Consider the following 25,200-nt stretch of genomic DNA (forward strand, 5'->3'; position numbering starts at 1 on the left):
AACGGGCGCTCACGGCGGCGCGCGTTGGAGGCGCGAGAAGCGATGGTCGAAGTCCGCATGCCACAGCTCGGTGAGAGCGTGGTCGAGGGAACCGTCTCGAGATGGCTCGTGCGCGAGGGCGATTTCGTCAAGCGCGAGCAGCCGCTGCTCGAGGTCGCGACCGACAAGGCCGACACGGAGATCCCGGCGCCCGTCGCGGGTCGTGTCTCGCAGATCGCGGTGGCCGAGGGCACCGTCGTCGCCAAGGAAGGTCTGCTCTGTCGGATCGACGAGACGGCGCAGGGCGAGGCCCAGGCGACGGCCCAGCGCGCGAGCGCGCCGCCGGCGCCGGCGCCGTCCGAAGCGCGGCCCGCCGCGCCGGCGCCCGGCAGCAACGGACACGACGAGAGCGCCCGCCCCCTGACGAGCCCGTCGACGAAGAAGCTCGCGCGCGAGTCGGGCGTCGACCTGCGCGACGTGCACGGGACAGGCGATCACGGCCGGATCACCCGCGACGACGTGATGCGCGCGGCGCACGGCGCGCCGGCCGAGCCGGCGCCCCAGCCGAGCGCGCCGGCCCAGCCGGCGAGCGCGGCCGCGGAGCTCTCGCAGCTCATCCAGGCGAGCGGCGGGTTCGTGCCGCCGGTGCCCGGCGTCGGGTACGGCGCGTACAAGGTGCCGCCCTACGCCCCGAAGCCCGGCGACAAGGTGGTGCCCTTCAGCCGGCGCCGCCGCATCACCGCCGACCACATGGTCTATTCCAAGGTGACGTCGCCGCACGTGGTGACGGTCGCCGAGGTCGACCTGCACGAGACGTCGAAGCTGCGCGACCTCCACAAGGACGAGTTCAAGCGGGCGGGCGTGTCGCTGACGTTCCTGTCCTTCATCTGCGCCGCGGCCGTCCGCGCGCTGCGCGAGCACCCGGAGTTCAACGCTCGAGTGCTCGAGAACTCGTACGTGGTGCTGCGCGACGTCAACCTCGGCGTGGCGGTGGACACCCCCGGCGGCCTCATCGTCCCGAGCATCAAGCACGCGGACGAGCTGTCGCTGCGGGGCATCGCGAGGAGCATCGACGAGCTGGCCGGGCGCGCGAAGTCCGGCAAGATCACGGCCGACGATCTCGCGAACACGACCTTCACGGTCTCGAACCCCGGCCTCAAGGGGAACCTCTTCGGCGGCGCGATCATCTCGCAGCCGAACGTGGGCATCCTCCGGATGGGGGAGATCAAGAAGCGCGTCGTGGTGGTCACGAAGGACAAGGAGGACTCGATCGCGATCCATCCGGTCATGTTCCTCGCGCTGTCGTACGACCACCGCATCATCGACGGGGTGCTGGCGAACTCGTTCCTCTGGCGCGTCACCGACATCCTCACACGCGGGGAGTTCGAGGTATGAGCGCGACGAGCGAAGTGCAGGGCCTGCGGGCGCTCGACGAGGTCGATCCGGAGATCGCCGAGCTGATCCGCCTGGAAGAGCGGCGGGAAGCGGACACGCTCCGGCTCATCGCGAGCGAGAACTACGTGTCTCGGGCGGTGCTCGAGGCGACGGGCTCGGTGCTGACGAACAAGTACTCCGAGGGGTACCCGCACAAGCGGTACTACGAGGGTCAGCAGCAGGTCGACGTGGTCGAGGAGCTCGCGCGGACGCGGGTGGCCAAGCTGTTCGGGGCCGACCACGTGAACGTGCAGCCCTACTCCGGCAGCCCGGCCAACCTGGCCGTCTACCTCGCGTTCGCGCAGGCGAACGACACGATCATGGGCCTCGGCCTGCCCGCGGGCGGTCACCTGACCCACGGCTGGTCGGTGAGCATCACCGGGAAGTACTTCAAGAGCGTGCCGTACGGGGTTCGCGAGAGCGATCACCGCATCGACCTGGATCAGGTCCGCGACCTGGCGCGCGCCCACCGGCCGAAGCTCATCTGGTGCGGGACGACGGCGTACCCGCGCACGCTCGACTTCGCCGCGTTCCGGGCGATCGCCGACGAGGTGGGGGCGATCCTGGCGGCGGACATCGCGCACATCGCGGGGCTCGTGGCCGCGGGGGTGCACCCGTCGCCGGTGGGCATCGCCGACGTGGTGACGTCGACGACGCACAAGACCTTCCGGGGCCCGCGCGGCGCGATGATCCTCTGCAAGAAGGAGCACGCGGGCGCGATCGACAAGGCGGTGTTCCCCGGCCTCCAGGGCGGTCCGCACAACCACACGACCGCGGCCATCGCGGTCGCGGCGAAGGAGGCCTCGGAGGAAGGGTTCCGGGCCTACGCGAAGCAGATCGTGGTGAACGCGCAGGCGCTCGGGCGCGCGCTGGAGTCGCGCGGCTTCCGGCTCATCACCGGCGGGACCGACAACCACCTCTTGCTGATCGACATGACGCCGAAGGGGATCGCGGGCAAGCCGTACGCGCAGGCGCTCGATCGCGCGGGCATCGTGGCGAACTACAACTCGATCCCGTTCGATCCGCGCAAGCCGTTCGACCCGTCGGGGCTCCGCATCGGCACGCCGGCGGTGACGTCGCGCGGGATGGGCGTCGCCGAGATGGAGCGCCTCGCGGCGTGGATGGATGAGGTGGCGCAGAACGTGAACGACGAGGCGCGCATCGCGCGCATCGCCGCCGAGGTCGCGGAGCTCTGCCGCGGCTTCCCGGCGCCCGGCATCCGGCTCTAGCCAGCGCTGCGGCGAGCCGCAGCGCCACGACCGAGGACGCCATGGAGAGCGATCTCCTGGCGTCTTCGGCGCTTTTGTGGCCGGGACCCGAGGACGCCGGGGAGAGCGATCTCCTGGCGTCCCCGGCGTCCTGGCGGCGTCACTTCACGTAGAGCTGCGCGGCGGCGACGCCCGATCCGGACGTGGCCTTCACGATGTACTTGGCGTTGATGCCGACGGGGAGCGACCAGCGGTAGCAGTTGCCCCGACCGCCGAGCGCGGCGTTCGCGCCGCTCGAGTTGTCCTGCGCCAGCACCGATGAGCCCATCGGGATCGGGGTCAGCGCGACCAGGCTGATGTCGAGCTCGGTGATCCCCGCGCCGACACCGACGATCGTGTAGCACTTGCCGGGCATCAGCTGGATCTGCTGCTCGAGGGTCTGTCCGGCGCTGAACTGCCCCGCGATCGGCCCTCCCTCCTTCGTCATGCCGGGCGCCTCGGTCGCGGCGAGGTTGTTCAGCGGGATCGTCGCGGCGGAGGCGAGGTTCGGATCGATCGCCGACGCGCTGCCGGAGCTGCTCCCGCCGCTCGGGGCCGGCTGCTGCCCGCCGGTCTGCTGGCCAGGGAGCGGGAACGGCCAGGGAAAGCCGCCAGGCTGCGCCGTCGGGGCAGGCTGCGTCGTCGTCGGGGCAGGCTGCGTGGGGGCGGGCTGCGTGGGGGCAGGCTGCGTCGGAGCAGGCTGGTACCCCGGCTGCTGGTAGCCGGGCTGCTGGTAGCCGGGCTGCTGATACCCCGGCTGCTGGTAACCGGGCTGCTGATACCCCGGCTGCTGGTAACCGGGCTGCTGGTAGTAGCCGGGCGGGGGCTGGTTCGCGTAGCTCGGCGGCGTGGACGCCTCCCGCTGTTGACAACCAGCAGCGAGGGCGGCGGTGAGGACCAGGGCGGACAGGACGCCAATCGTACGGAGCAAAAGAACCTCCTCGAATTTCCGGCAGAACGCCGCGTTCAATCTCACTGACGGGCTCGCGACGCAACGGGTCGCTCGCGGGAGCTCCCCGACGCGCCCCCGAAGCCCGCTCAACCGAGCTCCAGGTCCATCCGCCGGATGTCGCTTTGGACGTGGTACGCCCTCGCTTTCATCGCGCCCATCCGACGGATTGATGCTGCTTCTGCCATGATTTCCCGGGTTATTGCGGCCAGGCGCGGCTGGCCGGGGCCAAAAAGTGAGGTAGCCTACGGCATGACTGATCACGGCTCCCGAGCGAAGCTCGATCGTCCCGGAGAGTTTGCTCAGTGGTTCCTGGAACGAGAAATGCTGGCGAGCGCCGGCATGGGGCTCGCGGCCGACAGGGCGCGGCTGCACCTCGGACGCGCGGTCACGTTCCTGGAGCAGGGGATGCTGCGCGAATCGCTGGTGGAGGCGAACTCCGCCGCGTACCTCGATCAGGCGATCCGACCCGAGGCGCTGCTCATTGCGCGCATGTGCATCCTGCGCGAGTTCGTGGGCGAGTCCGGCGGCTGAGCGGCGCGACGGCGCGAACCCCCGAACGCCCGCGCCGGCTTGCCTGCAGGCTTGCGCCGGCGGCGCAGCCGCGCAAGACGCTCGCACATAGCCCCCGCCCCCTGGCGGGTGTATGAGCGCCGCGAGCACAGCTGTCCCAACGAGGGGCCGCGGCGTGCGGCAGGGCTGTGCGCGAGGAGGCCGCAGATGACGGTGACGGGTAGGTCGTTGGGTTCAGCAGTGCTCCTGGCGCTGTCGGTGGCAGCGCTGGGCTGCGGCGGCAGCAGCAAGGAGTCGGAGTTCGCGGACGACGCCCCGGACGCGGGGACGCCGCCGCCCCCGCAGCCGACAGCGTCCGTGCCGCCACCGGACGCCGGCCTGCCCCCGGTCGCGGTACCCACGGTGGCGCCCTGCGATGGAGTCCAGTCGCTCGCGATGACCACCATGTTCCAGGGCCGCGCCGCCGGCGAGGCGCCGAAGATGCAGCCGGAAGGGGCGCCCGTCTGCAGCGTGGTGCCCGAGGGACAGACGGCCTCTGGGCAGACCTTCATGCTCCAGCCGGGCAATTGCTACACGTTCCTGGCGCAGGCGCTCCCCACCGTCACCGAGGTGGACGTCCAGCTGGAGCTCGACCTGAACGCCGGAGGACAGCCAGGGCTCGCTGCGTTCAACCTGAAACCGGTGCTCGCAGTCGACTCGGACACCGGCCCGACTGCCGCCATCGGAGCCAAGCAGAGCTGCTACCAATGGCCGTTCCCCATCGCGGCGACGGCCAAGCTGGTTGTCAAGGCGCGCACCGGCTCGGGACCGGTGGCGGCGCAGGCCTACAGCCGCAAGAAGTGAGCTGACCTCGCCGCGGGGGCGGCGGCGGCCCCGAGCCGCCCGGCCCCCCCGGAGGCGGCGCGCCTCGCCGGCCCCGCGCGGGCCGCTCCGCGGCGCGCGCGCTGGCCGCCCTTCCGCCGCCCCGGCGACGGCAAGCCGAGGCCATGGAGCAAGAACGGCCACGTCGCCGTGGCCGCCCTGCGCTCCGCTGGGAGATCCCGTAAGACTACAGGAGCGCGTCCTTGATGGCCTTGATCGGCCGAGCCCGGACCGACTTGCTCGCCGGCTTCGCGGCGAAGGTCATCGGCTGCTTGGTAAACGGGTTGATCCCCTGGCGCGCCTTCGTCGCAGGGCGCTTGACCACCCGGAACTTCGCGAAGCCGGGCAGCGTGAACACGCCGGACTTCTTCAGCTCGCGATGACCGATCGTGATGAGGGACTCGAGAACGTTCTTGACCTGCTTGCGGCTCAGCTCATCACCGGCAGCTTCGGTGATGGCCTGGATCAGGCCGCTCTTGCTCAACGTCTTCTTCGCGCCGCCCCCGGCCGTCTTCTTACTTGCCATGGCACTCTCCTCGGACATGAGCTCGCGCGCGACACCTCGCCGCGCACAGCCTCAGTGAACCTTACACACGACTCAGGACAAAAAAAGACAAAACTGCGGGGAGAAATAGCGATTTCTGAGACGGGGCATCGCGCGGACCCCTGAAAGACCGCGCCGGAGCGGCGCGCCAGAGGGGCAACCAGCCGCCGGGAAGGGCGGCGGCGCGGCGCCGTCGCGGGCCAGAGAGCGTCAAAAAACACCTGGAGTCGCGCGGTTTTGCGCGCTCCACGCCCCTGCGCGCGCCGCCTGGGGCGGCCGCGGAGGCGGCCGCCGCGACCTGGGCATACCCGCGGAGACGCGCGGGACAGGCCCTCAGCCGGCGCGTAGCTCGTCGAGGAGCGCCCGGGCCGCCTCGAGCGAGCCGTCCTCCGAGACGGACTTGTCGAGCATCAGGCGCGCTTTCCGGCGGTCGCCGGCCGCGAGCGCCATCGCCCCGAGGTGGTAATAGGCGAGCGCCCGCGCGGCGGGCGTCGTGCCTCCCTCGCCGGGCTCGGGGGAAATCTTCATCAGGGTGACCGCGCGGTAAGCGCGCGCGGCGATGTCCTCTTCCCCCAGCCCGAGCGCGCTCTCGCCGAGCTCCATGGCGATCTCGCCGTTCTGAGGATCGTTCTCGAGCGCCCTCGTGAGCGCCGTGAGCGACTCGTGCAGATTGCCCTCGGCGTCCTCGATCCGCGCGACGCGGTGGTAGACGGCGCCGAGGTGCCGCGAGCGGCGCCCCTTGGCAGCCACGATGAGCTCGGCGGTGACCGCGCGCGCCTCCCTCGAGTCGCCCGCGGCGATCAGCGCGTCCACGAGCAGGAGGGCGACCTCGTTATCTTCAGGGCGCAGGGAGCGCGCCTCCCGGAGCGCCGCGGCCGCTTGCGCGGCGTCGCCGACGTCGAGCAGCAGGCGGCCGGCGGCGACGAGGAGCGTGAAGCGGCCGGCCACGTCGGACGCCGCGGCGGCGTCCTCGAGCGCGATGGCGGCGAGCTCGCGGTTCGCGCCGATCTCCGCGTAGAGGGCGCGCAGGCGGTCGCGGATCTCGGTATTGCCCGGCGCGGCGCGGAGCGCGCGCTCGAGCCCGCCGCGGGCGTCGCCCAGGTGGCCCGCGCGCGCGCACGTGCCGGCCAGGAGGAGCGCCGTGGCGACGAGGGCGTCGCCCTCCTCGAGCGCGATGAGCCTGCGGTAGACGGCGCTCGCGGCGTCCCACCGCGCGGCGGACTCCTCGAGGCCGGCGAGCGCCTTGAGCGCGGCGCGGTCCTTGGAGTCGGCGTGGAGCAGATCGCCGAGGTGGGCGCGCGCGCGCTCGACGTCGCCCGAGCGCGCCAGGATCTCGGCGAGGCGCAGCCGGAGCGCGCGCGGCGAGGCGGCGCCCGCCGCCTCCGCCGCGGCCTCACCGGGCGCGCCCGCGGCCTCGGCGGACCGCGCGCCCGCGTGGTCCGCGCGCGCGAGCGCCCGCTCGAGCCCGGCGACGAGCTCGCTTCCGTACTCGGCGCCGCCGAGCGCGTAGGCGCGCTCGAGATCGGCGAGGGCGCGGTCGCCCTGGCCGAGCGCGCCGTGGACCTCGGCCCGCGCGCGGTAAAGCCACGGGTCGTCCGGGCTCGCCTCGAGCGTCGCCGTGAGCGCGCGGGCCGCGCGGGCGTGGTCGGAGACCGCGCCGCACGCGTCGATGAGCGCGATCAAGACGTCGCGATCCCCGGGCGCGACACGGAGGGCGCGCTCGAGGAGCTCGGCCGCCGCCGCGGCGTCGCCCGCGCGATCGCGGAGGATCTCGGCGGCGCGGCAGAGCGACGCGACGCGCGTCTCGTCGCCGTCAGCGCCGTGCGCCGTGAGCACGTGGAGCTCGGCGAGGGCGTGCCAGGCCTCGCGGGCCGCGTAGCGCGACGCGAGCTCCTCGCGGAGCCGGTCGTTCGCGGGGTAGACGGCGTACCCGGCCTTGAGGGCGGCCTCCGCCGCGGCGTCGTCGCCGCGCGCGCCGTGCAGCTCGGAGAGCTCCAGGGCGAGCTGGGCCGCCTCCCCGCCCTGCTCGGTGCGCAGGAGCTTCTCTAGCGCGTCGATGAGGTCGTCCGCGTTGTCGCGCTTCCGGCTGAGGCGCACGAGCGCGCGGAGCACGTCGCGGTTCGCGCCGTCCCAGTCCGCGGCCCCGAGGTAGACGTCGCGCGCGCCGCGATCGTCGCCGCGCTGCTCGAGGAGGGCGCCGAGGCGCATCGAGATCGACGCGATCGACGCGACGTCCGCGCGATCCTTGGCGGCGTCGAGCTGCAGCGCGAAGAGCTCGCCGAGCTCGTCGGTACGGCCGGCCTCCTCGAGCATGGTGGCGAGGAGGATGGCGGCCTCCACCTGGGTCGGATCCTCGTCGAGGATGTCGCGGAGCAGGGCCGCCGCCTCCTCCGGCGACTCCCGCGCGAGGAGGCGCGCGCGCTCGAGGCGCAGCGCGCAGCGCTCGGAGAGATCGTCGACGAGGGGCGCCGTCTCCTCGAGCAGCGCGGAGAGGCGCGCGGCGTCGCCGCTCCGCCGGTACACGCCGGCGAGGGGCGTCCAGATCTCGCGCTCGGCGGGCTCGCGGGCGCGGAGCTCCTCGTAGAGGCGCGCCGCGCGGGAGAGGTCGGCGAGCGGGCCGGCGGCGAGCTCCGCGGCGTGCAGGAGCAGCGCGCGCTCCTCCTCGGGCGCCGAGGCGCGCGCGGCGCGCTCGCAGAGCGACGCGGCGGCCGCGAGATCGCCGGCCTCCTCGCGGAGCTCCGCGAGCGCGACGAGGGCCCACGCGGAGCCGGACGGGTCGGACGAATCGGACGAATCGGAAGAAGATCGCGCGCCCGAGCCGACGATGCGCAGCAGGATCGACTCGGCCAGCCCGCGATCGCCGAGCGCGCGGGCGGTGCGGACGGCCTCCTCGAGGACCCCGGGGCCCTCGATCTCGGCGAGGAGCAGCAGCGCGTCCACGAGGGCGCGCGGCCGCCCGCTCTGGCGGGCGAGGCGCTCGAAGAGGCGGATCGCGCGCGGGTTCCTCGGATCGGTGCGGAGCGCGTCGCGCAGGATCGCCTCGGCCCGGTCCGGATCGGCGTGGAGGTCGAGCGCCTCTTCGAGGAGCGAGATCGCCTGATCGACGTCCGCCGCGTCCGCGGCGAGCAGCGCGGCCAGGCGGTACCGCGGCCCGGCGCGATCCGCGCCGCCCGCGGGGGCGGCCGGCGCGTCGGCGAGGCCGATGCGCTTGCGGAGGACGTCCGCCTGCGCGGCGCGGTCGCCGAGGCGCGCGTAGATGGCCTCGAGCGAGCTCCACAGCTGCTCGATGTCGGCGCCCGCGTCGCGGCCCGCGCGGGCGTGGAAGGGCGCGCCGGCCGCGATCTTCGCCTCTGCGCGGCGGTAGACGGCCGCGGCGCGCTCCTGATCGGCCGGCGAGAGCTCGAGGGCGCGGCCGAAGCGGAGCAGGAGCGCGACCTCGTACGGCTCGGAGGCCGCCCGGGCGACGAGCCGCTCGACGAGGTCGACATACCGCTGCGTCTGGCCGGAGCGGCGCGCGAGCTCGAGGGCGGCGTCGTGCGCGGCGCCGGCGCCCGGCGTGAGATCGAGGGCGCGCAGGCGGGCCGAGAGCGCGAGCTCCGGGCGATCGAGCGGGCCCTCGTAGAGCGACGCGAGCTCGCCGAGCGCCGCGGCGGCGTCCTCTGCGGGTTCGAGGGCAGGGCCGGCGAGCCGCGCCTCGAGGGCGCGCGCGAGCAGGTCGTGGCGCCCGCGGGCGCGCAGCGCGGCGAGGAGCTTCTCGTGCTCGGCGTCGCTCTCGCGCGCCGCCTCGAAGGCGGACTCGACGTACTCCGCCTCGCGGTCGGGCGCCCCCTGCCGGCGCGCGATCTCGCCGAGCGCGAGCAGTACCTCGGCCCGGCTGAACGAGGTGGAAGGCGGGAGGCCCACGCTGGAGCGCATCGGCGGCATCGTGCTGCGCCGCACGCCGACGAGCCCATCGCCCTCGTCGCGGGGCCGGCGCGCGACGAGCAGCAGCGCGCGGTAGGCGCGGTGCGCGCGCTCGAGCTGGCCGTCCTCGAGGGCGAGGCCGGCGAGGCCGTGGAGCGCGTCGGGGTGCGCGGGGTCGACGCGCAGCGCGAGGTCGAACTCCGCCATCGCGCGGGCGCGATCACCCGTCGCGAGCGCGACGCGGGCGAGCTCGTAGTGGACGAGCGCGCGCTCCTTGGGGCGGCGGGTGCCGAAGTCGGCGATGATCCCGCGCAGGGCCGCGGTCGCGTCGTCGGTCCTGCCGGCGGCGGAGAGGGCGCGGCTCCGCGCGAGGCGCAGCGAGAGGTCGTCCGGCGCGAGCGCGATGGCCTCGTCGAACAGCGGGATCGCGGCGGCGGGCGAGCCGCCGCGCGTGAGGTAGAGGTCCGCTGCCTCGCGGAGGAGCGAGAGCCGGGCCGGCGCCTCGTCGGCGCGCGCGGCGTCGCCCGCGATGAGCGCGGCCAGGGCGCTCCACGCGCCCGACGCGCGGTAGAGGTACGCGAGCCGCTCGCGCAGCGGCGCGGGCTGCGCGGCGCGGGGCAGCGCTCGCTCGAGGGCGGCGCGGGCCCGATCGGGCTCGCTGGCGGCGAGGTACGCGTCCGCGAGGCGGAGCGCCGCCTGGTGCAGCTCCTCGGGCGCCGCGCCGGCGCAGAGCCGCTCGAGCGCCTCGGCGGCGGCCGCGTGCTCGCCACGGCGCGCGAGCAGCCGGGCGAGGGCGTCGAGCGCCTCGATGGACCCGATGTCCGCGGCGCGGCGGTAGCTGGCGATCGCGCGCTCGGGCTCGTTGAGCTCGTGCTCGGCGAGGGACGCCGCCTGGAGCCAGAGCTCGGCGGCCGCCGCGCCGGCGTCCGCCGACCCGCGCGCCGCCGCCTGCTCCTCGCGGAGCAGCATGAGCTCCCGGTGCAGCCCGCCCGCCTCGAGGAGCGAGGCGAGCCTGTCGATCGACGGGCCGTGCCCCGGGCTCTCCGCGAGGTTCCGGCGGAGCAGCGCGATCGCCTCGGACGCGCGCGTGGCGTCCGCGAGGAGCTCCGCGGCGTCGTAGCGGAGCGCGACGCGGCGATCGAGATCGCCGGAGACCTCGATCTGCAGCTCGCGCAGGCGCACGAGCTCCTCGCGCCGCCCGGCCGCCCGGAGCAGCGCGGCGAGGCTCTCGCCGACCGGCTCGTCCGTCGGATCGTCCGCGAACAGCCCGCCGTAGAGGGCGATCGCCTCGCCGGGCTCCGCCGCCTCGGCGGCGACGCGCAGCAGCCGGCGCCGCTCGCTCGGCGCGAACGGGAGCGCCGCGCCGCGCCGGCACAGCGCGACGATCTGCGGCCTGTCGCCCGCGCCCGCGAGCATGCCGACGAGCGCGTCGATCGCCCAGAGGGCGGCGCGCGATGCCGGCCACGCGCCGGGCCGAGGGGGCTGCTCCTCCTCGTCGGCGAGGCGCTGCACGGCGATCTCGAGGAGCTCGGCCGCGATCTCGCGGGCCCGCGCCGCGTCGCCCGCGTCGCGCGCCGCCTCCACGGCCTCGCGGTAGAGGGCGAGGTCGTGCCCGGTCGCCGCGGCGAGCCGGAGCAGCGTCGGGACGAGCGAGGGCCCGCGCCGCCGCCGCAGGAGCTCCGCGAGATCGAGCAGGATCGCGCGGTTCGCCGGATCGTGGAGGAGCGCGTGCTCGAACGCGCGCTCGGCGGCGTCCTCGTCGGCGCGCGCGTCGCGGTGCCAGCGGCCCACGCGGGCCGTGAGGTCGCGGAGCGTGGCGGCAGGGACGTCGCCGCGGCGCTCGAGGTCGGGAAGCGCGTCGGCGATGGTGTGCCAGCGGCCCGCGAGGTCCGTGAGCCGAAGGAGGCCCTCGGGCGGCTCGGCGCCGGGCGACAGGAGGAACGCGCGGAAGGCGAGCTCGAAGGCGCCCTCCCGGTCGTCGCCTCGCTCCTCGAGCAGCGCCGCGGAGGCCTTCAGGATGGCGACCCGCTCGGCGTCCGTCCCGGCCGCGGCGAGCCGCGGCTCGAGCAGCGCGATCTGGCCGCGCCAGTCGTCCGCGTCGGCGCAGATCTCGAGCAACGCGCCGACGGCGGCGACCAGCGCGCCGCGGTGCTCGGCCGACGCCGGGTCGATGCGGCGGAGCAGCTCCTCGAGCCCCGCGCGCGGCGCGGGCGAGCGCGCGTCCCGCTCGCCCCCTTCGGCCGCCCCCCACTCGCCCGCCCCGACAGAGCCCTCGACGCCCGCGCGGCGCGCGTCCCGCTCGGCCTCGTGCGCGCGGCGGTAGCCCTTCACGGCGAGCTCCCACGCGAGCGTGCGATCGCGGTGCGTGTCGCCGAGGCGCTGGAAGAGCTCCACGCTGCGCGCCGCGCCCGCCCCGCCGGGGAGCGCGCCGGCCGCGGACGCCTCGACCTCGAGCAGCGCGACGAGGTCGCCCCAGCGCTCCGCGCGCGTGTAGAGCGCGGCGAGCGCGTCCCCGCTCTCCGGGTCGGGCGCGAGCTCCTCGCGGATGCGGCGCCAGGTGGCGATGGCCTCGTCGGCGTCGCCGAGCTCGCGCTCGAAGAGCCGCGCGACGCGCCCGAGATCGCGCCGGCCGCCCGCGCCGCCGCGCACGGCCGCGCGGCGCTCCAGCACGGCCGCGAGCTCGCGGTACCGCCCGCCCTCCTCGAGCAGCGCCGCGAGGCCGTCGAGCGCCGCGAGATCCTGGCGGTCGTCGACGAGGCGCGCCGAGTACGCCGCGATCGCCCGCGCCTCGTCGCCGAGCCGCGAGGAGGCGAGCCGCGCGAGCTCGCCGAGGGCCTCGCGCCGCGCCGCCGGGTCCGTCTCGATGGCGGCGAGCGTGTCGAGCACGTCGCACCGCTCGGCGACGCGGTCGGCCTCCGCGAAGAGCCGATCGAGCGCGCGGGCGGCGTCCCGCGCGGCCTCCGCGTCGCCGCTCGCCTCGGCGAGCGAGAAGAGCCGGCGGAAGAGCGCGATCGCCCCGTCGGCGTCGCCGAGCCGGTCGCGGCGGAGGAGCGCGGCGTCGCGCACGAGCGAGAGCGCCTGCCGCGCGTCGCCGGCGCGCGGCTCGGCCGCGGCGAGGACCTCGGCGAGGCGGTCGTGCCGGCCGAGGCGCTCGGCGAGCTCGGCGAGCTCCGCGCGATCGCCGGCCTCCGACGGCCTGAGCTCGACGAGCTCGGCGAGCCGCGCGAACGCGCCCGGCTCGTCGCCGAGGGCGTCGCGGCGGAGCCGCACGATCTCGCGCAGCAGCGCCGGGCGGCCGCCGTCGTCGGCGCCCGCGAGCTGGATCTCGAGCACGCGCACGAGGTCCGTGGGCCTCGCCTCCTCGCGGTAGTGCTCCGCGAGCAGCGCGGCCGACCGCTGCCGCGCGGCGAGCGCGCCGGCCTCGCCGGCGGGCGCCTGCTCGGGCGGCAGCGCCCCGAGGATCCGCTCGAGCAGCGCGAAGGCATCGACGGGGCGCGGCGCCGCGCGGGCGGCGCGCGGCTCCGGGGGCGCGTCGAGGAGCCGCTCGACCACGGGGAGCGCCGACGCGGCGTCGCCGACGCCCTCGATCCAGAGGAGCGCGACGCGCTCGCGGAGCCGATCCGCGGCGTCGCCGGAGAGCCTCGGCAGCTCGGCCGACAGGAGATCGATGAGCGGGCGGTGCCTGCCGTGCCGCTCGTAGAGCCGCTCGAGCGCGGCGCGGGTGCGCGCGTCGTCCTGGAGCGGCAGGAGCTGCTCGAGGTAGCGCATCGTGCGCTCGCCGTCGCCGGCGAGATCGCGCGCGACGGCCGCGGCGTCCTCCAGGAGGAAGACGCGCTCGTCGGCCGCCGAGGTGCGCTCGAGCATCGCGTCGTAGAGCGCGAAGAGGTCCTCCCAGCGCTCGGCCGCGTTGTAGGCGAGCTTCAGCCGCTCGAAGCCCCAGAGCGAGCCGGGCACGAGCTCGACGAGCCGGCGGAGCAGCGCGAGGGCGGCCTCCGGCGCGTCGAACCACTCCTCGTGGTGCTCGACGGCCCGCCGGCCGATCTCCTCGACGATGTCGGGCGGGAGCGCCGCGCCCGCGTCGAGCGCCGCGGCGTGCGCGGCCGCGACGCGCTCGGGCTGCTTCGCCCGGCGGCCGAGCTCCTCGAGGCGATCCCAGAGGGCGAGCTCGCCCGGCATCTCGGAGACCGCGCGCAGGGCGACGCCGAGGCCGCGCGGCGCGTCGTGGTCGTGGTGATCGAGCAGGCGCTCGAACCAGCCGCGGCGGACGGCGGCGCGCTGCGCGGCCGCGAGGCTGCCCGCGTCGCGCAGGGCGCCCGGCGCGGCGTCCGCCGGCGAGCTCGCGAGGAGCGCCTCCAGCAGCGCGACGCGCGCCTCGGGGTCGTCGAGCGCGTCGCACGCGCGCTCGAGGAGGAGCGCCGCGCGCGCCTGCGTCTCGGGGCGCCCGAGCGCGCGCTGCACGATCTCGACCACCGCGGGCTCGATCGTCCCGGCCTCGATCGCGGGCGCGACCGCGTCGAGCGCGTCCGCCGGCCGATCCAGCCGTTCGAAGAGGAGCGTCGCGAGTTCGACGTCGAGCGCGACGCGCGCGCTGCCCTGGCTCCGGTCGCGGCGCGCCGCGAGCACCTCCGCCGCGCCCTCGTGATCGCCCACCTCGGCGAGGAGGCGCCCCCGCGCCGCGAGCGCGTCGTCGTTCTCGGGATCCGCCTCGAGCAGCCGGGCGTAGAGCGCCGCGGCCGCCGCGCGGTTGCCGATCTCCTCTTCCCACGCGGCCCACGCGGAGAGCGCCCTCGGGCGCTCGCCCTCGTGCCCGCGCTCCACGAGGAGCGTGAAGAGCCAGCGCCGGTCCACGCGGCGCGCGAGCGTGTCGGGGCTCTGCGCGAGGAACGCGCGGAACGCCTCCAGCGCGGCGGCGTCGAGCGCGCCCGGCGCGGCGTCGCCGTCGTCCTGCGGCGAGAGCAGGCGCCGGTAGACGGACGCGGCGTCGTCCTGCCGCTCGGGATCGGCGGCGAGCACGCGCGCGAGCGCCGCCTCGATCGCCCGGACCCGCGCCGCCGCCCTGCCGGCGGCCGCGCCCCCCTCCCCCTCGGCGCTCATGCGATCGCGGAGATCGAGCGCGGCGTCGACGAAGCGCGACGTCGCGCGCGCCCGGATCGCCGCGTCCTCGAGCGCCGCGAGCGCCGCGAGCGCATCGTCGTCGGACGCCGCGGTGTCGAGCAGGACCTCGCAGACGGCCGCGAGCTGGGCCCAGGCCCCCTGCCCGCGGTAGAGCGCCGCGAGGCGGGCGGCGGCGTCGCGGTGCTTCGGCGCGACGGAGAGCACGCGCTCGTAGAGCTTCTGCGCCCGCTCCGGATCCGCGAGCGGCCCCTCGGCGAGCCCGGCGGCGCGCTGCCAGGCCGTCACCGCGGCGTCGAGGTCGCCCGGGGCGGCCTGCGCCGCCGGGGCGTCCGCCGCGCGCGCGGCGTCGGGCGCGTCGGCCGCGTCCGCCGCGTGGATTCCGAACGCCGCCAGCTCGCCGAGGCGCTCCAGCCAGAGCGCCTCGTCCTGGGGATCGCCCGCGGCGGCGACGCGCCGCTCGAGCACCTCGCGGAGCAGCGCCGGGTCGCCCGCGGACAGCGCGAGCGCCTCCATCGCGGAGAGCGCGGCGCCGTCGAGCGCCGCGCCGCTCGAGAGGATCGCGCGGTAGTGCGCGACCGCGCTCGGGACCTCCCCGCCCCTCGCGGCGGCGTCCGCCATGCGCAGCTCGTGGGCGACGCGCGCGTCGGGCGCCACGCCCGGGAGCCGCTCGGCCAGCGCGCCGTAGAGCGCGCCCCACGCGCTACCCGCCGCGTACGTCTCGAGCAGCGCCTCGTACGCCGCGTCGTCGCCCGGGTCGTCCTCGATGGCCGCGCGGTACGTCGCGGCCGCGCCGGCGAGGTCGCCGACGTCGCGGCGCTGGATGGTGCCGATCGCGTGCAGGAGCTCGCGCCGCCGCGCGGGCGCGCACGGCTGCGCGAGCGCCTCGCGGTAGAGCGCGAGCCGCTCCTCGGGGCTGCCCTGCTCGCGCAGGAGCGCGTCCACGCGCGCGATGAGATCGAGCGACGAGGGCTCGAAGGCGAGCGCGCGGCGGTAGAGGGCGAGCGCCTGCGTCACGTCGCCGCTCGCGAGCAGCGCCTCGCCCGCGCGCCGCGCGAGGTGCGAAAGCGCCGGGCTGTCCACCGCGCGATCCCCGAGCGCCCCCGCGAGCGCCGGCGCGCGGCGCGCGGACTCGCTGCCGTGCTCCGTCAGCCGCTCGACCTCGGCGACCCACCGCGCGAGCCGCTCCGGCGCGCACGCGGTCGCGAGCGAGAGCCCGCGCGCCGAGAGATCGAGCGCCTTCTTCGGGTCCCTGAGCTCGCGCTCGGCCACGGAGGCCGCCTCCTCCAGCGCCGCGAGCCTGCCCGACACGTCGGCCGGCGCCGGCGCGGGCGCGCCGGGGGCCCACACCACGGGCCCGAGCTCCGCCTTCGTCTCGAGCACGCGCACGAGCAGCGGCGCCGCCTTCTCCGCCCGCGCGATCGGCTCCAGCACCGCGCAGGCCGCGAGCCGCTGATCGTCGGTCAGCAGCAGGTGGGAGCTCTGCCGCGACGACTCCGCGCCGGCGGCGCCGTTGCCCGGGGGCGCGCCCAGCATCTTCTCGACCGCGAGCCGGCTCGCTCGGTCGGCCGGATCGAGCGCGAGCGCCTGGCGGTACGCGGCGATCGCGCCGGCCGGATCGTCGAGCCGCGCCATGCGGATCGCGCCGATCCGGGCGAGCACCGAGGCGCGGTCCTGCCCGGCCGCGAGCTCGGCCTCGGCCTCGAGGAGCGCCTCGAGCTCGGCCCAGCGCCGCTCCTGCTCGAGCAGCGGGATGAGCCGCGCGTGCGCCTCGCGCGACGCCCCGAACGCCGCGAGGTAGCGGCGCCAGGCGGCGACGGCGGCGGGCAGATCCGCGAGCCGGGTGCGCAGCTCGGCCGCGCGGAAGACGAGCTCCCGCGCCGCGCGGCGGTCCGGCTCCGCCTCGGCGCGCCGCTCGAGGACCCACGCGAGGCCCTCGTGCGCCGAGGTGGCCTCGTACAGCCGCTCGAGCGCGGCGAGCGCGCCCGGCTCGCGCGAGGAGCCCGACTCCGCGAGCTTGCGGTAGGCCGCGATCGCGCCCGCGGCGTCGCCGAGCTCCTCCTCGTAGAGCCGCGCGAGCCGCTCCGCCGCGGCCTCGCGCGCCTCGGCCTCCGGCTCGGCCTCGGCGAGCCGCTCGAGCGCGCCCGCGAGCCCGCGCGCGTCGCGCTCGCGCTCGCAGAGCTTCGCGAGCCCGCGGGCCGCGCGCCGCGCGGCCGCGTCGTCGGGCTCGCCGTCGAGCGCCTGCTGGAACGACGCGCGCGCCTTCCTGCCGTCCCCGAGGCCCTCGTACAGCTCGCCGAGCTCGGCGGCGATGCGGGCCTTGAGCGGCTTGTCCTTGGCGCCGGCCGACGCGCGCACGAGCACGCGCGCCGCGTCGGCCTGGCGGTCGAGCGCCGACGCGAGCGCGACGAAGCGCTCGCGCACCGCCTCGTCGGACGGGTCGACCGCGAGGATCTGCTCCGACAGCGAGAACGCCGACGCGAGATCGCCGAGCCGCTGGAACTGCAGCTCGACCAGCCGCTTCTGCACCTCCACGCGGCGCGGCCCGCGCAGGTTCTCGATCTGGAGGGCCATCATCCGCGCCGCCTCCGGGTCGTCCCCGCGGCGCGCGTTGGCCGCCTCGAGCGCCGCGGCCGCGCGCACGAGCACGGTCTTGCGCGCGAGCAGGGCCTCGCCGGCGCGGAGGGCGGCCTCGTGGCCCGGGCTCTGCGCGAGCACCTCTTCGACGTGCGGCAGCGCCCGCTCGAGCTCCTTGAGCGGGCCGCTGTAGAGGTCGATGAGCCGCCCGCGGATCTCGAGCGCTCCGTCCGGCGGCCCCTCCGCGGTGAGCGCCTGCTCGAGCATCCTCGCGATCTCCTGGTGCCGCCCGGCGCGCGCGTAGCGCGCCTCGAGCTCCCGGCGCGCCGAGGCGTCGCCCGGGTCGACCTTGAGGATCTGCTGGAGCAGCTTGATCGCGCGCTCCTCGTCGCTCGCGCCGCTTCCGGTGACGTCGACGAGCTCGAACGCGCGGCGGAGCAGCGACAGCTGCTCGGCGCGGTCCGCGCGGTGGCCCGCCGCGAGGGCGTAGAGGTCCGCGAGCTTCGCCGGCTCGTTCGCCTCCTGGAGGATGCGCTCGAGCCGGAAGAACGCCTCCTGGTGCGAGGGCAGCACGGAGAGCGCCCGCTCGAGGTAGGGGCGAGCGCCGCCGGGGTCGCCGAAGGAGTCGGCGAGGAACTCGGCGGCGCGCACGAGGACCTCGGCCTGTGCGGCCTGCGGGAGCATCCCGAACCGCCGCTCGCCGACGAGGCGCTCGTAAGCGAACGCGAGCTCGGAGAACCGGTCGTGGCGGGCGGAGGCCTCGTGGAGCTTCGCCCAGAGCTCGGGGTGCAGGCTCCCCTTGGCCGCCGCGGCCACGAGCACGTCGAGCGCGGCCGCCTCGTTGTCGATCCCCTGCTCGAGCGCGGCTTCGAGGTTGTCGATACGGAACGAGACGCGCGCGCTCTTCGTGTCCTGCTGCATGTGGATCCGGACCTCGGCTGGCGGTGGAGCAAGGGGCCGGCGTGCCGGCGCTTCCGTCGAACCTGCGCCCGCAGTGCGCTGCGGAGCGCTGCCCAAGGTAACAGGAGCGTTTCCCAAATTGGGTAAATGGGCTCGGGGACGGGGCCGTGGCGCGTGCGGGAGGCCAGATCGTCGCGGGCGGCGGCCCTGCGCGGCGCGGGAGGCGCGTGATCGTGAGGGAGGGTGGAGTCGAGCACTGGCGGAGCAGAAGAGAGGAGGAGATGCGACAGCGGTGTCACGCGCGTTCGTCCTGGTGGCGGACCGCGGCGGGCTGCACGGCCGCGCTGCTGCGCCCGTTGCGGGAGGGACGGGCTCACGGAACTGCTGGGGTCGGTTGCGCGGCGCGATGATCGCATCGAGGGAGGGTGGCCAGGTCGACAGCGGGGTGCTCGGCCCTTGCATGGGGCTCCCGCGCTGGCAGCTTTTTCGACGGCGTGTGCCCCGGGGGGTCTACGCTGGCCAGCGTGGTTCGCCCGACTCGCGCGCTGGCGCCCACCGTCCTGGCGTGTCTCGCGGCCGCCGCGCTCTGCGCCTGCGCTTCCGGTGATGGCAGCGCGAGCCGGCCGCAGGCTCCGGCCGCCTTCGCGGTCGTCACGCCGCCGCCCGCGCGCGCGTCCGCCTCCGCTCCACCCCAACCTCCGGAGCTGTCGCCCTGTGAGATGGCTGCCGAGCAGCGCGGGCGAGACCTGGGAGGCCCTGGTCACGGCGCTCGCGGAGCTCCGGAGAGGGGACGAGACGCGCAAGGTCGCCGACGCCATCGACGCAAGCGCGGGCGCGACGCCGGCGACGCGGGTCGCGGCGCAGCATGCGCGCAGGCCGATCGCCGAGGAGGAGGGCAAGACCTTCGATGACAAGGCGAAAGAGGCGATGCGCAAGTCCTACTCCACGGCAACGACGGCGTGGGAAAGCAAGGAGTATGAGGCGGCGAGGGCGGGATTCCCGGAGGCCTGATCGCTGTACAGGCCGAACGGGCGAGCGCTTTGGTCCGCGGGGCTCGTGACGAAGGAGACCGGGGATGCGGCGGGGGCACAGCGATTGTTCGACAGGGCGCTCGTGGAGCTGGAGGAGGTGGCTGGAAAGAAGGTCGTCCCGTACCTGCCGATCGGATCTCCGGACGGCACCCTGGCGGTCGCGTGGAGCAGGGATGGGCGCTGGCTCGCCATCGCGACCGGCACGTTCGTGTCGATCAGGGATCAGGCCCTGAACCTTCGAGAGACGGCGCAGCTCGCCGGCACACCGACACGGTCGCCTCTCTCGCGTTCTCGCCCGATGGAAAGACCCTTGCCTCGAGCTCCGACGACCAGACCGTGCGCCTCTGGACCATCGCGACAGGCGCGCAGATGAGCTTACTCGAGGGGCACACGGGCGCCGTCACGGCCGTCGCGTTCTCGCCGCACGGCAAGGCGCTCGCCTCCTCCTCGGAGGACGGGTTCATTCGATTCTGGTCTGCCGGCGCCCCTTTGCTCTTCCTCCGAGCCGTCTCGCACCGCGACGCTTCCTACGCCTACACACACCGGGCTTGGCCTCCCTGATCGAGCTCCTCGGCCCCGAAGCCGACGCCGCGATCGGCATCCCGGTCTGCCGCGCCGGCGATCTCAACTTCCCCTTCGACCTGTGCCGCGAGCGCTTCGAGGTGCGCGGTCTGCTCGCCAAGGTGCTCGCGGGCGATCCGTCCTGCGCCGTTCCCTAGAGCGGCGGTCGCCCGCGTCACGTGGGCTCCGCGCCGCCGCTTCCTCACTCCCCGAGACGCTGCAAGGTGGGGAGAACCTGGATTGCCGGCAGGCCGTCAGCTGGCTCAGCCCCACCCCGAGCTGCCCGCTGCGCGCGCTGCCCCACGAGGGTGACCGGAGCAGGCGAGCTCGCGCGCACCTCCTCCATCGCTCCGTCCCCCTTGCCCGGCTCGACGACGCCATGGTAATTTTTTCGATGACCCGGAGTTCGGGGGGGTCGACGGGCTCCGGTGCACGCCGAGGCAGGTATGGCTCGTTCGTGGCTCCGACCCGTCAGCCACCTTCGGCTCACGTCGTCGCACGACCGCCACTGCCCCGGCGTCGGCCAGCACGGAGCCATCACGGAGAGGGAGGGCCGCAGTCTCCTCCGAGCACCTCCCGGCCAGCACGGCGCCTCTTCGAACCCGGTGATGCTCACTCTACCCAGCTACCACTCCGTCAGCCATTTCGATCCAGGGGGCGACTCGGCCCGATACCGCGCCATCCGCGCGAGCGACGGCGCCCCCGTGGTGCTCAAGGTCCTCGGCTCGGGCGGGTCGCGCGTCGTGGACCGCGCCCGCGTCAAGCACGAATACAAGCACATCGCGCAGATCGAGTCCGAGCGCGTCGTCAAGGTCTACGGCGTGGAGGAGCACGACGGCGAGCTCGTCCTCGTCCTCGAGGACACCGCCGGCGATGAGCTCGGCAGCTACCTCGCGGCGCGCGGCAGGCTCGATGTCGGTGCGTGCCTCGATCTCGCCATCTCCATGGCCGAGGCCGTTCGCGTGCTTCACGGGCACGGGATCGTGCACGGCGCCGTCAGGCCGAAGAGCTTCCTCGTCGCCGGCGGCGGACAGGCCCGCATCCTCAACTACGGAGTCGACGCCGCGATCACCCACGAGGGCGAGTCGCTCTACAGCGAAGCCGTCCTGTCCGACGTGCTCCCCTACCTCTCGCCCGAGCAGACCGGCCGCATGAACCGCGGCGTCGATCACCGCTCGGATCTGTACTCGCTCGGCGTTCTCTTCTACCGGATGCTCACCGGCGCCCTCCCGTTCGAGGCGAGCGACCCCCTCGAGCTCATCCACGCCCACATCGCCCTCGTCCCCGAGCACCCCGCGGCGCACCGCGCCGATGTGCCCGCCACGCTCGGCGATGTGGTCATGAAGCTGCTCTCCAAGAACGCGGAGGACCGCTATCAGTCGGCGAGCGGCCTCGTCGCCGATCTCCGCGAGTGCCATCGGCGCATCGAGCGGGGGCGCATCGAGCGGTTCGATCTCGGCCAGCGCGACGCCGCGTACGGGCTCCAGATCCACCAGAAGCTCTATGGCCGCGAGGAGGGCATCCGGCGCCTGACCGAGGCGTTCCACGCGGTCCTCTGCGGCGCGCGCAAGGTCGTCCTCGTCTCGGGCTACTCGGGGATCGGCAAGTCGTCGCTCGTGCAGGAGATCCTGAAGCCCCTGGCGCGCGAGAAGGGCTATTACATCAGCGGCAAATACGACCAGTACAACCGCGATAGACCGCTCGGCCCGGTGCTCCAGGCGTTCGACGCGCTGCTCCGGCAGATCCTCTCCGAGAGCGAGGAGCGCATCGCGCGCTGGCGGGCGGCGATGATCGAGGGGCTCGGGAGCAACGCGCAGGTCATCTGCGAGGTCCTCCCCGCGCTCGATCACCTCGTCGGCGCGCAGCCGCCCCTGCCCTCGCTGGGCCCGGTCGAGGCGCAGAACCGCCTGAACCTCACCTTCCAGCGCTTCGTCTCGGTCTTCACGTCGCAAAAGCGCCCCATCGTCCTCTTCCTCGACGATCTCCAGTGGATCGACGCCGCGAGCCTGAGCCTCGTCAACGCGCTGCTCGAGGCGGACGGCCTCGGGGCCTTCTTCTTCTGCGGCGCCTACCGCGACAACGAGGTGAGCTCCGCGCACCCGTTCATCCGCGCCGTGGAGGACCTCCGGAAGGGCGGCGTCGAGATCGAGCCCATCGTGCTCACCCCGCTCGAGCTCCCGCACGTCACCGCGCTCCTCGGCGACAGCCTCGGGCGCTCCGACGTCGGGCAGCTCGCGGCGCTCGTGCTGAAGAAGACCGGGGGAAACCCGTTCTTCATCAAGCGTTTCCTCAAGACGATCCACGACAGCGGCGCGATGTCGTTCGATCAGGCGGGCCGCTTCTCGTGGGACCTCGCGGCGATAGGCGCCCTCGAGTACACGGACAACGTGCTCGACCTCATGGCGAGCAACATCCGCCGCCTGCCCGCGCCCGCGCAGGACGCGCTGAAGCTCGCGGCGGCCATCGGCAACCGCTTCGATCTGGGCACGCTCGCGACCGTCAGCGCGTGCTCCGTCGACGCGTTCTACGCGCGCGTCGAGCCGGCGCTCAAGGAGGAGCTCATCACGAGCGACGGCGCGCTCCACCGCTTCGTCCACGACAAGATCCAGGAGGCCGCCTACTCGATGATCCCTGTCGAGGAGCGGCCTTCGCTCCATCACCGCATCGGGACGCTGCTGAAGGAGGCGCTCGGGCCCGACGCGCGAGGGCTCTTCGACGTCGTGAACCACCTGAACCGCGCGGGCGATCTGCTCAGCGACCCCGGCGCGCGCCTCGATCTCGCGCGGATGAACCTCCGCGCCGCCGAGCGGGCCGAGGAGAGCTCGGCCTTCGACGCCGCGCTCAAGTACCTGGCCGAGGGGATCGCGCGGCTCCCCGCCGATCCGTGGGAGTCCGAGTACGAGCTCACGTTCGCGCTCACCACCAAGATGGGCCTCCTTCAGGCGCTCTGCGGCCGGCCCGACGACGCCCTCGCCACGCTGGACGAGCCCCTCGCGCGCGGGAGGAGCCGCATCGACAGGACGCGGGCCCACGGGCTCAAGGTGAGGGTGCATATCCTCAAGGCCGACCTGCACGCCGCCCTCGAACAGGGGCTCGTGGCCCTGCGCGCCTTCGGGATCGATCTCCCGCCCTTCCCCTCCGACGAGGCGGTCGCCGGCGACCTCGACGCGACCCTCCGGTTCCTCGAGGGCCGCCCGATGGAGTCGCTCTGCGATCTGCCTCGGCTCGCCGACCCGGAGCTCGCGGTCCTCCACGGCGTGCTGGAGGAGATGATCTCGTCCTGCTACTTCCTCGCGAGCAACAACTTCGGGTTCTGCGTGATGAAGATCCTGCGGGACACCGTGCAATACGGCGTCTCGCAGAGCTCGGTCTTCGCGTATGTCCTCTTCGGCCAGATGCTCTGCGTCAGCGGCCGTATCGAGCTCGGCTACGCCTTCGGCGAGACCGCTGTCGAGCTGCACCGGCGTTACAACGACAAGCGGAACGATCCGATCCTCGCCTGCATGTGGGGCGCCTTCGTCATGCACTGGAGGGTGAGCTACGAGAAGGGACGAGAGCTCCTGTTCTCCGGCATCCATGCCGGCCTGGAGACAGGACAGTACGTCTGGACCTTCTACTGCATGACCAACGCGAACACGGCGACCCTCCTCCTCGGCCGCCCCCTCGCCGAGATCGAGGCCGAGTCGCGGTCGCTGCTGCCCATCAGGAAGTTCGACAGGTGGAATTTCATCACCTGGATGGTCTGCTGCGTCGGCCAGATCTGCGAGAACCTCATGAGCCCGGATCCTGGGCCGACGGAGCTGGCGGGCGAGTGGGTCCAGATCCAGGAGCTCGTCGACGGCGCGATCCAGGTCAACAACCAGGCCTCGCTGTTCTTCACCATCTTCTATCGCCTGCTCCTGCGCCTGTTCCAGGGCGACCACGCGGCGGCGGCGGCGCTTGCGTTCGAGGCGAACCCGCGCATCATGGGCATCGCGGGCTGGCAGGGGAACCCTGCGTTTCACTTCTACGGCGGCGTCGCCCTGATCCTGGCGGCCGACAGCGCAGATCCGGAGACGCGGGAGAGGTACCTCGACAAGGCCCATGCCTTCGGCGAGAAGGTCGCCTTCTGGGCGAGCCACGCTCCCGACAACCTGAGGCACCGCCACCTCCTGCTCTCGGCCGAGCTCGCGCGCGTGCGCGGCGACTCTCGCGTCGCCCTGGACCTCTACGACGAGGGGATCCGCGCGGCCGAGGAGGGCGGGTATCTGCACGACACCGCCCTCGGCAACGAGCTCTGCGCGCGCTGCACGCTGGAGCTCGGGCGGGCCACGCTCGCGCGCGCCTACATGATGGAGGCCCACGCCGCCTATGCGCGCTGGGGCGCCGCGAGCGCCATGGTCCGCCTCGAGCGCGCCTATCCCGAGCTCCTGCGCCGCGAGCTGCCCGTCGCGCCCGCCATGCCCGCCGCGCCCGCCATACCCGCCGCGCCCGCCATGCCTGCCGCGCCCGGCACGATTCCCCCGGTCGTCGCCCGGGACGACCTCGACGTGCGGAGCGTGCTCAAGGCCTCACAGGCGCTCTCCGGCGAGATCGTCCTGCCGCGGCTGCTCGAGGCGCTGATGCGCATCATGCTCGAGAACGCGGGCGCGCGCCGCGGCTTCCTGATCCTGAAGACCGACGGCGGCCTCACCATCGAGGCCGCCGGCGATGTCGCGGGCGAGCGCATCGAGCGGGTGGCCTCGGTCCCGCTGGGCTCCCGCTCCGATCTGGCCGCCAGCGTGATCCAGTATGTCGCGCGCACCGAGGAGAGCGTCGTCATCGACGATGCGCCGAGCGATCCGTCCTTCGCCCAGGACCCTTATGTCAGGGCCGCCAGGCCGCGATCGCTGCTCGCCTCGCCCATCTCGCACCAGGGGCGGGTCATCGGCATCGTCTACCTGGAGAACGCGCTTGCCAGCGCTGCGTTCACGCGCGATCGCGTCGAGCTCATCCGTCTTCTCTCCGCCCAGATCGCGGTCTCGCTGGAGAACGCCCGCCTCTTCGCCCAGCTCGAGGAGAAGGTGGAGGCGCGCACGGCCGAGCTCCGCGCGGCGCACGCCGAGCTCCGCGCGCTCTACGCGACGCGGGAGCGCGAGCAGGAGGAGCGGATGCTGGAGCAGCGCGCCCTCATCGAGCAGCAGCGCGAGGTCATCCACGCCCTCTCCGCCCCTATCCTCCAGGTCTGGGATGGCGTCCTGGCCGTGCCGCTCATCGGCGCCCTGGACGGCGAGCGCGCCAGCGAGCTGATGCAGAGCCTTCTCGACGCGGTCTCGCGCGGCGACGTGCGCTTCGCCCTCCTCGACATCACCGGCGTCGAGACCATCGACGAGGCGGTCGCCGACCACCTCGTCCGCATCATGCGCGCCGTCGAGCTCCTGGGCGTCCGGCCGATCGTCACCGGCATCCGCCCCGCGGTCGCGCGCACCATGACCTCTCTCGACGTCGATCTGCGCTCCCTCGGCACGCACGCCACCCTGCGCGACGCCCTCAAGCTCTGCATGCGGAGCCTCGCGCCCCGCTGAGCCCGCCGGCCCAGCGCCGCAGCGAAGCGCCGCTGCGCGCGCCCGA

The 25,200-nt window shown here is 74.5% G+C and carries 11 protein-coding genes and 1 pseudogene; 9 read left to right on the plus strand and 3 right to left on the minus strand.

Annotated features, from left to right (window positions below):
• Positions 1-57: 57 nt before the first annotated feature.
• Together WMF22_RS35515 and glyA are read left to right on the plus strand one after the other, a co-directional pair.
• A complete protein-coding gene (locus WMF22_RS35515) occupies positions 58-1,374 on the plus strand; it encodes a dihydrolipoamide acetyltransferase family protein (protein ID WP_437294394.1) in 1,317 nt (438 codons plus the stop codon).
• Complete coding sequence (gene glyA / locus WMF22_RS35520; protein ID WP_437294395.1) at positions 1,371-2,642, plus strand: serine hydroxymethyltransferase; 1,272 nt, start codon at positions 1,371-1,373, stop codon at positions 2,640-2,642. The genes WMF22_RS35515 and glyA overlap by 4 nt, the downstream gene beginning before the upstream one ends.
• A gap of 139 nt (positions 2,643-2,781) precedes the next feature.
• On the opposite strand, the gene WMF22_RS35525 is transcribed toward glyA, so the two are convergent.
• On the minus strand, positions 2,782-3,591 hold the full coding sequence (locus WMF22_RS35525) for a hypothetical protein (protein ID WP_437294396.1): 810 nt from the start codon (positions 3,589-3,591) through the stop codon (positions 2,782-2,784).
• 135 nt (positions 3,592-3,726) lie between these two features.
• Here WMF22_RS35525 and WMF22_RS35530 point away from each other — a divergent pair, with 135 nt between their 5' ends.
• Both WMF22_RS35530 and WMF22_RS35535 read left to right on the plus strand, forming a co-directional pair.
• Positions 3,727-4,143, plus strand: a complete 417-nt coding sequence (locus tag WMF22_RS35530; protein ID WP_438032631.1) for a hypothetical protein — start codon at positions 3,727-3,729, stop codon at positions 4,141-4,143.
• A gap of 186 nt (positions 4,144-4,329) precedes the next feature.
• Complete coding sequence (locus WMF22_RS35535) at positions 4,330-4,965, plus strand: hypothetical protein (protein WP_437294397.1); 636 nt, start codon at positions 4,330-4,332, stop codon at positions 4,963-4,965.
• A 205-nt stretch (positions 4,966-5,170) separates the two neighbouring features.
• On the opposite strand, the gene WMF22_RS35540 is transcribed toward WMF22_RS35535, so the two are convergent.
• Entirely contained in the window at positions 5,171-5,509 is a 339-nt protein-coding gene (locus WMF22_RS35540) for an HU family DNA-binding protein (protein ID WP_012239209.1), read from the minus strand.
• A gap of 351 nt (positions 5,510-5,860) precedes the next feature.
• A complete protein-coding gene (locus WMF22_RS35545) occupies positions 5,861-18,040 on the minus strand; it encodes a tetratricopeptide repeat protein (protein WP_438032632.1) in 12,180 nt (4,059 codons plus the stop codon).
• Between the two features lie 693 nt (positions 18,041-18,733).
• On the opposite strand from WMF22_RS35545, the gene WMF22_RS35550 reads away from it, so the two are divergent.
• The 5 genes and pseudogenes from WMF22_RS35550 to WMF22_RS35570 all read left to right on the plus strand — a co-directional run bounded on the left by WMF22_RS35550 (position 18,734) and on the right by WMF22_RS35570 (position 25,154).
• Complete coding sequence (locus tag WMF22_RS35550) at positions 18,734-19,030, plus strand: hypothetical protein (protein ID WP_438032633.1); 297 nt, start codon at positions 18,734-18,736, stop codon at positions 19,028-19,030.
• A 182-nt stretch (positions 19,031-19,212) separates the two neighbouring features.
• Positions 19,213-19,386: pseudogene (locus WMF22_RS35555) on the plus strand (hypothetical protein); the annotation flags it as partial.
• A gap of 33 nt (positions 19,387-19,419) precedes the next feature.
• The gene (locus WMF22_RS35560) at positions 19,420-19,611 is read left to right on the plus strand and encodes a WD40 repeat domain-containing protein (protein WP_437301652.1); all 192 of its coding nucleotides are present in this window, start codon (positions 19,420-19,422) and stop codon (positions 19,609-19,611) included.
• Positions 19,599-19,769, plus strand: coding sequence for a hypothetical protein (locus tag WMF22_RS35565; RefSeq protein WP_437294399.1), 171 nt, complete (start codon positions 19,599-19,601; stop codon positions 19,767-19,769). The genes WMF22_RS35560 and WMF22_RS35565 overlap by 13 nt, the downstream gene beginning before the upstream one ends.
• A 450-nt stretch (positions 19,770-20,219) precedes the next feature.
• A complete protein-coding gene (locus WMF22_RS35570) occupies positions 20,220-25,154 on the plus strand; it encodes an AAA family ATPase (protein ID WP_437294400.1) in 4,935 nt (1,644 codons plus the stop codon).
• The last annotated feature ends 46 nt before the right edge of the window (positions 25,155-25,200 follow it).

It is taken from the genome of Sorangium sp. So ce204, from assembly GCF_051526795.1.
GTDB lineage: Bacteria > Myxococcota_A > Polyangia > Polyangiales > Polyangiaceae > Sorangium > Sorangium cellulosum_B.

Excerpts from the sequence above, each read along its gene's own strand:
- WMF22_RS35515 (WP_437294394.1), top strand. The coding sequence starts at position 58 with ATGCCACAGCTCGGTGAGAGCGTGGTCGAGGGAACCGTCTCGAGATGG.
- glyA (WP_437294395.1), top strand. The coding sequence starts at position 1,371 with ATGAGCGCGACGAGCGAAGTGCAGGGCCTGCGGGCGCTCGACGAGGTC.
- WMF22_RS35530 (WP_438032631.1), top strand. The coding sequence starts at position 3,727 with ATGTCGCTTTGGACGTGGTACGCCCTCGCTTTCATCGCGCCCATCCGA.
- WMF22_RS35535 (WP_437294397.1), top strand. The coding sequence starts at position 4,330 with ATGACGGTGACGGGTAGGTCGTTGGGTTCAGCAGTGCTCCTGGCGCTG.
- WMF22_RS35540 (WP_012239209.1), bottom strand. The coding sequence starts at position 5,509 with ATGGCAAGTAAGAAGACGGCCGGGGGCGGCGCGAAGAAGACGTTGAGC.
- WMF22_RS35545 (WP_438032632.1), bottom strand. The coding sequence starts at position 18,040 with ATGCAGCAGGACACGAAGAGCGCGCGCGTCTCGTTCCGTATCGACAAC.
- WMF22_RS35560 (WP_437301652.1), top strand. The coding sequence starts at position 19,420 with ATGAGCTTACTCGAGGGGCACACGGGCGCCGTCACGGCCGTCGCGTTC.
- WMF22_RS35570 (WP_437294400.1), top strand. The coding sequence starts at position 20,220 with ATGCTCACTCTACCCAGCTACCACTCCGTCAGCCATTTCGATCCAGGG.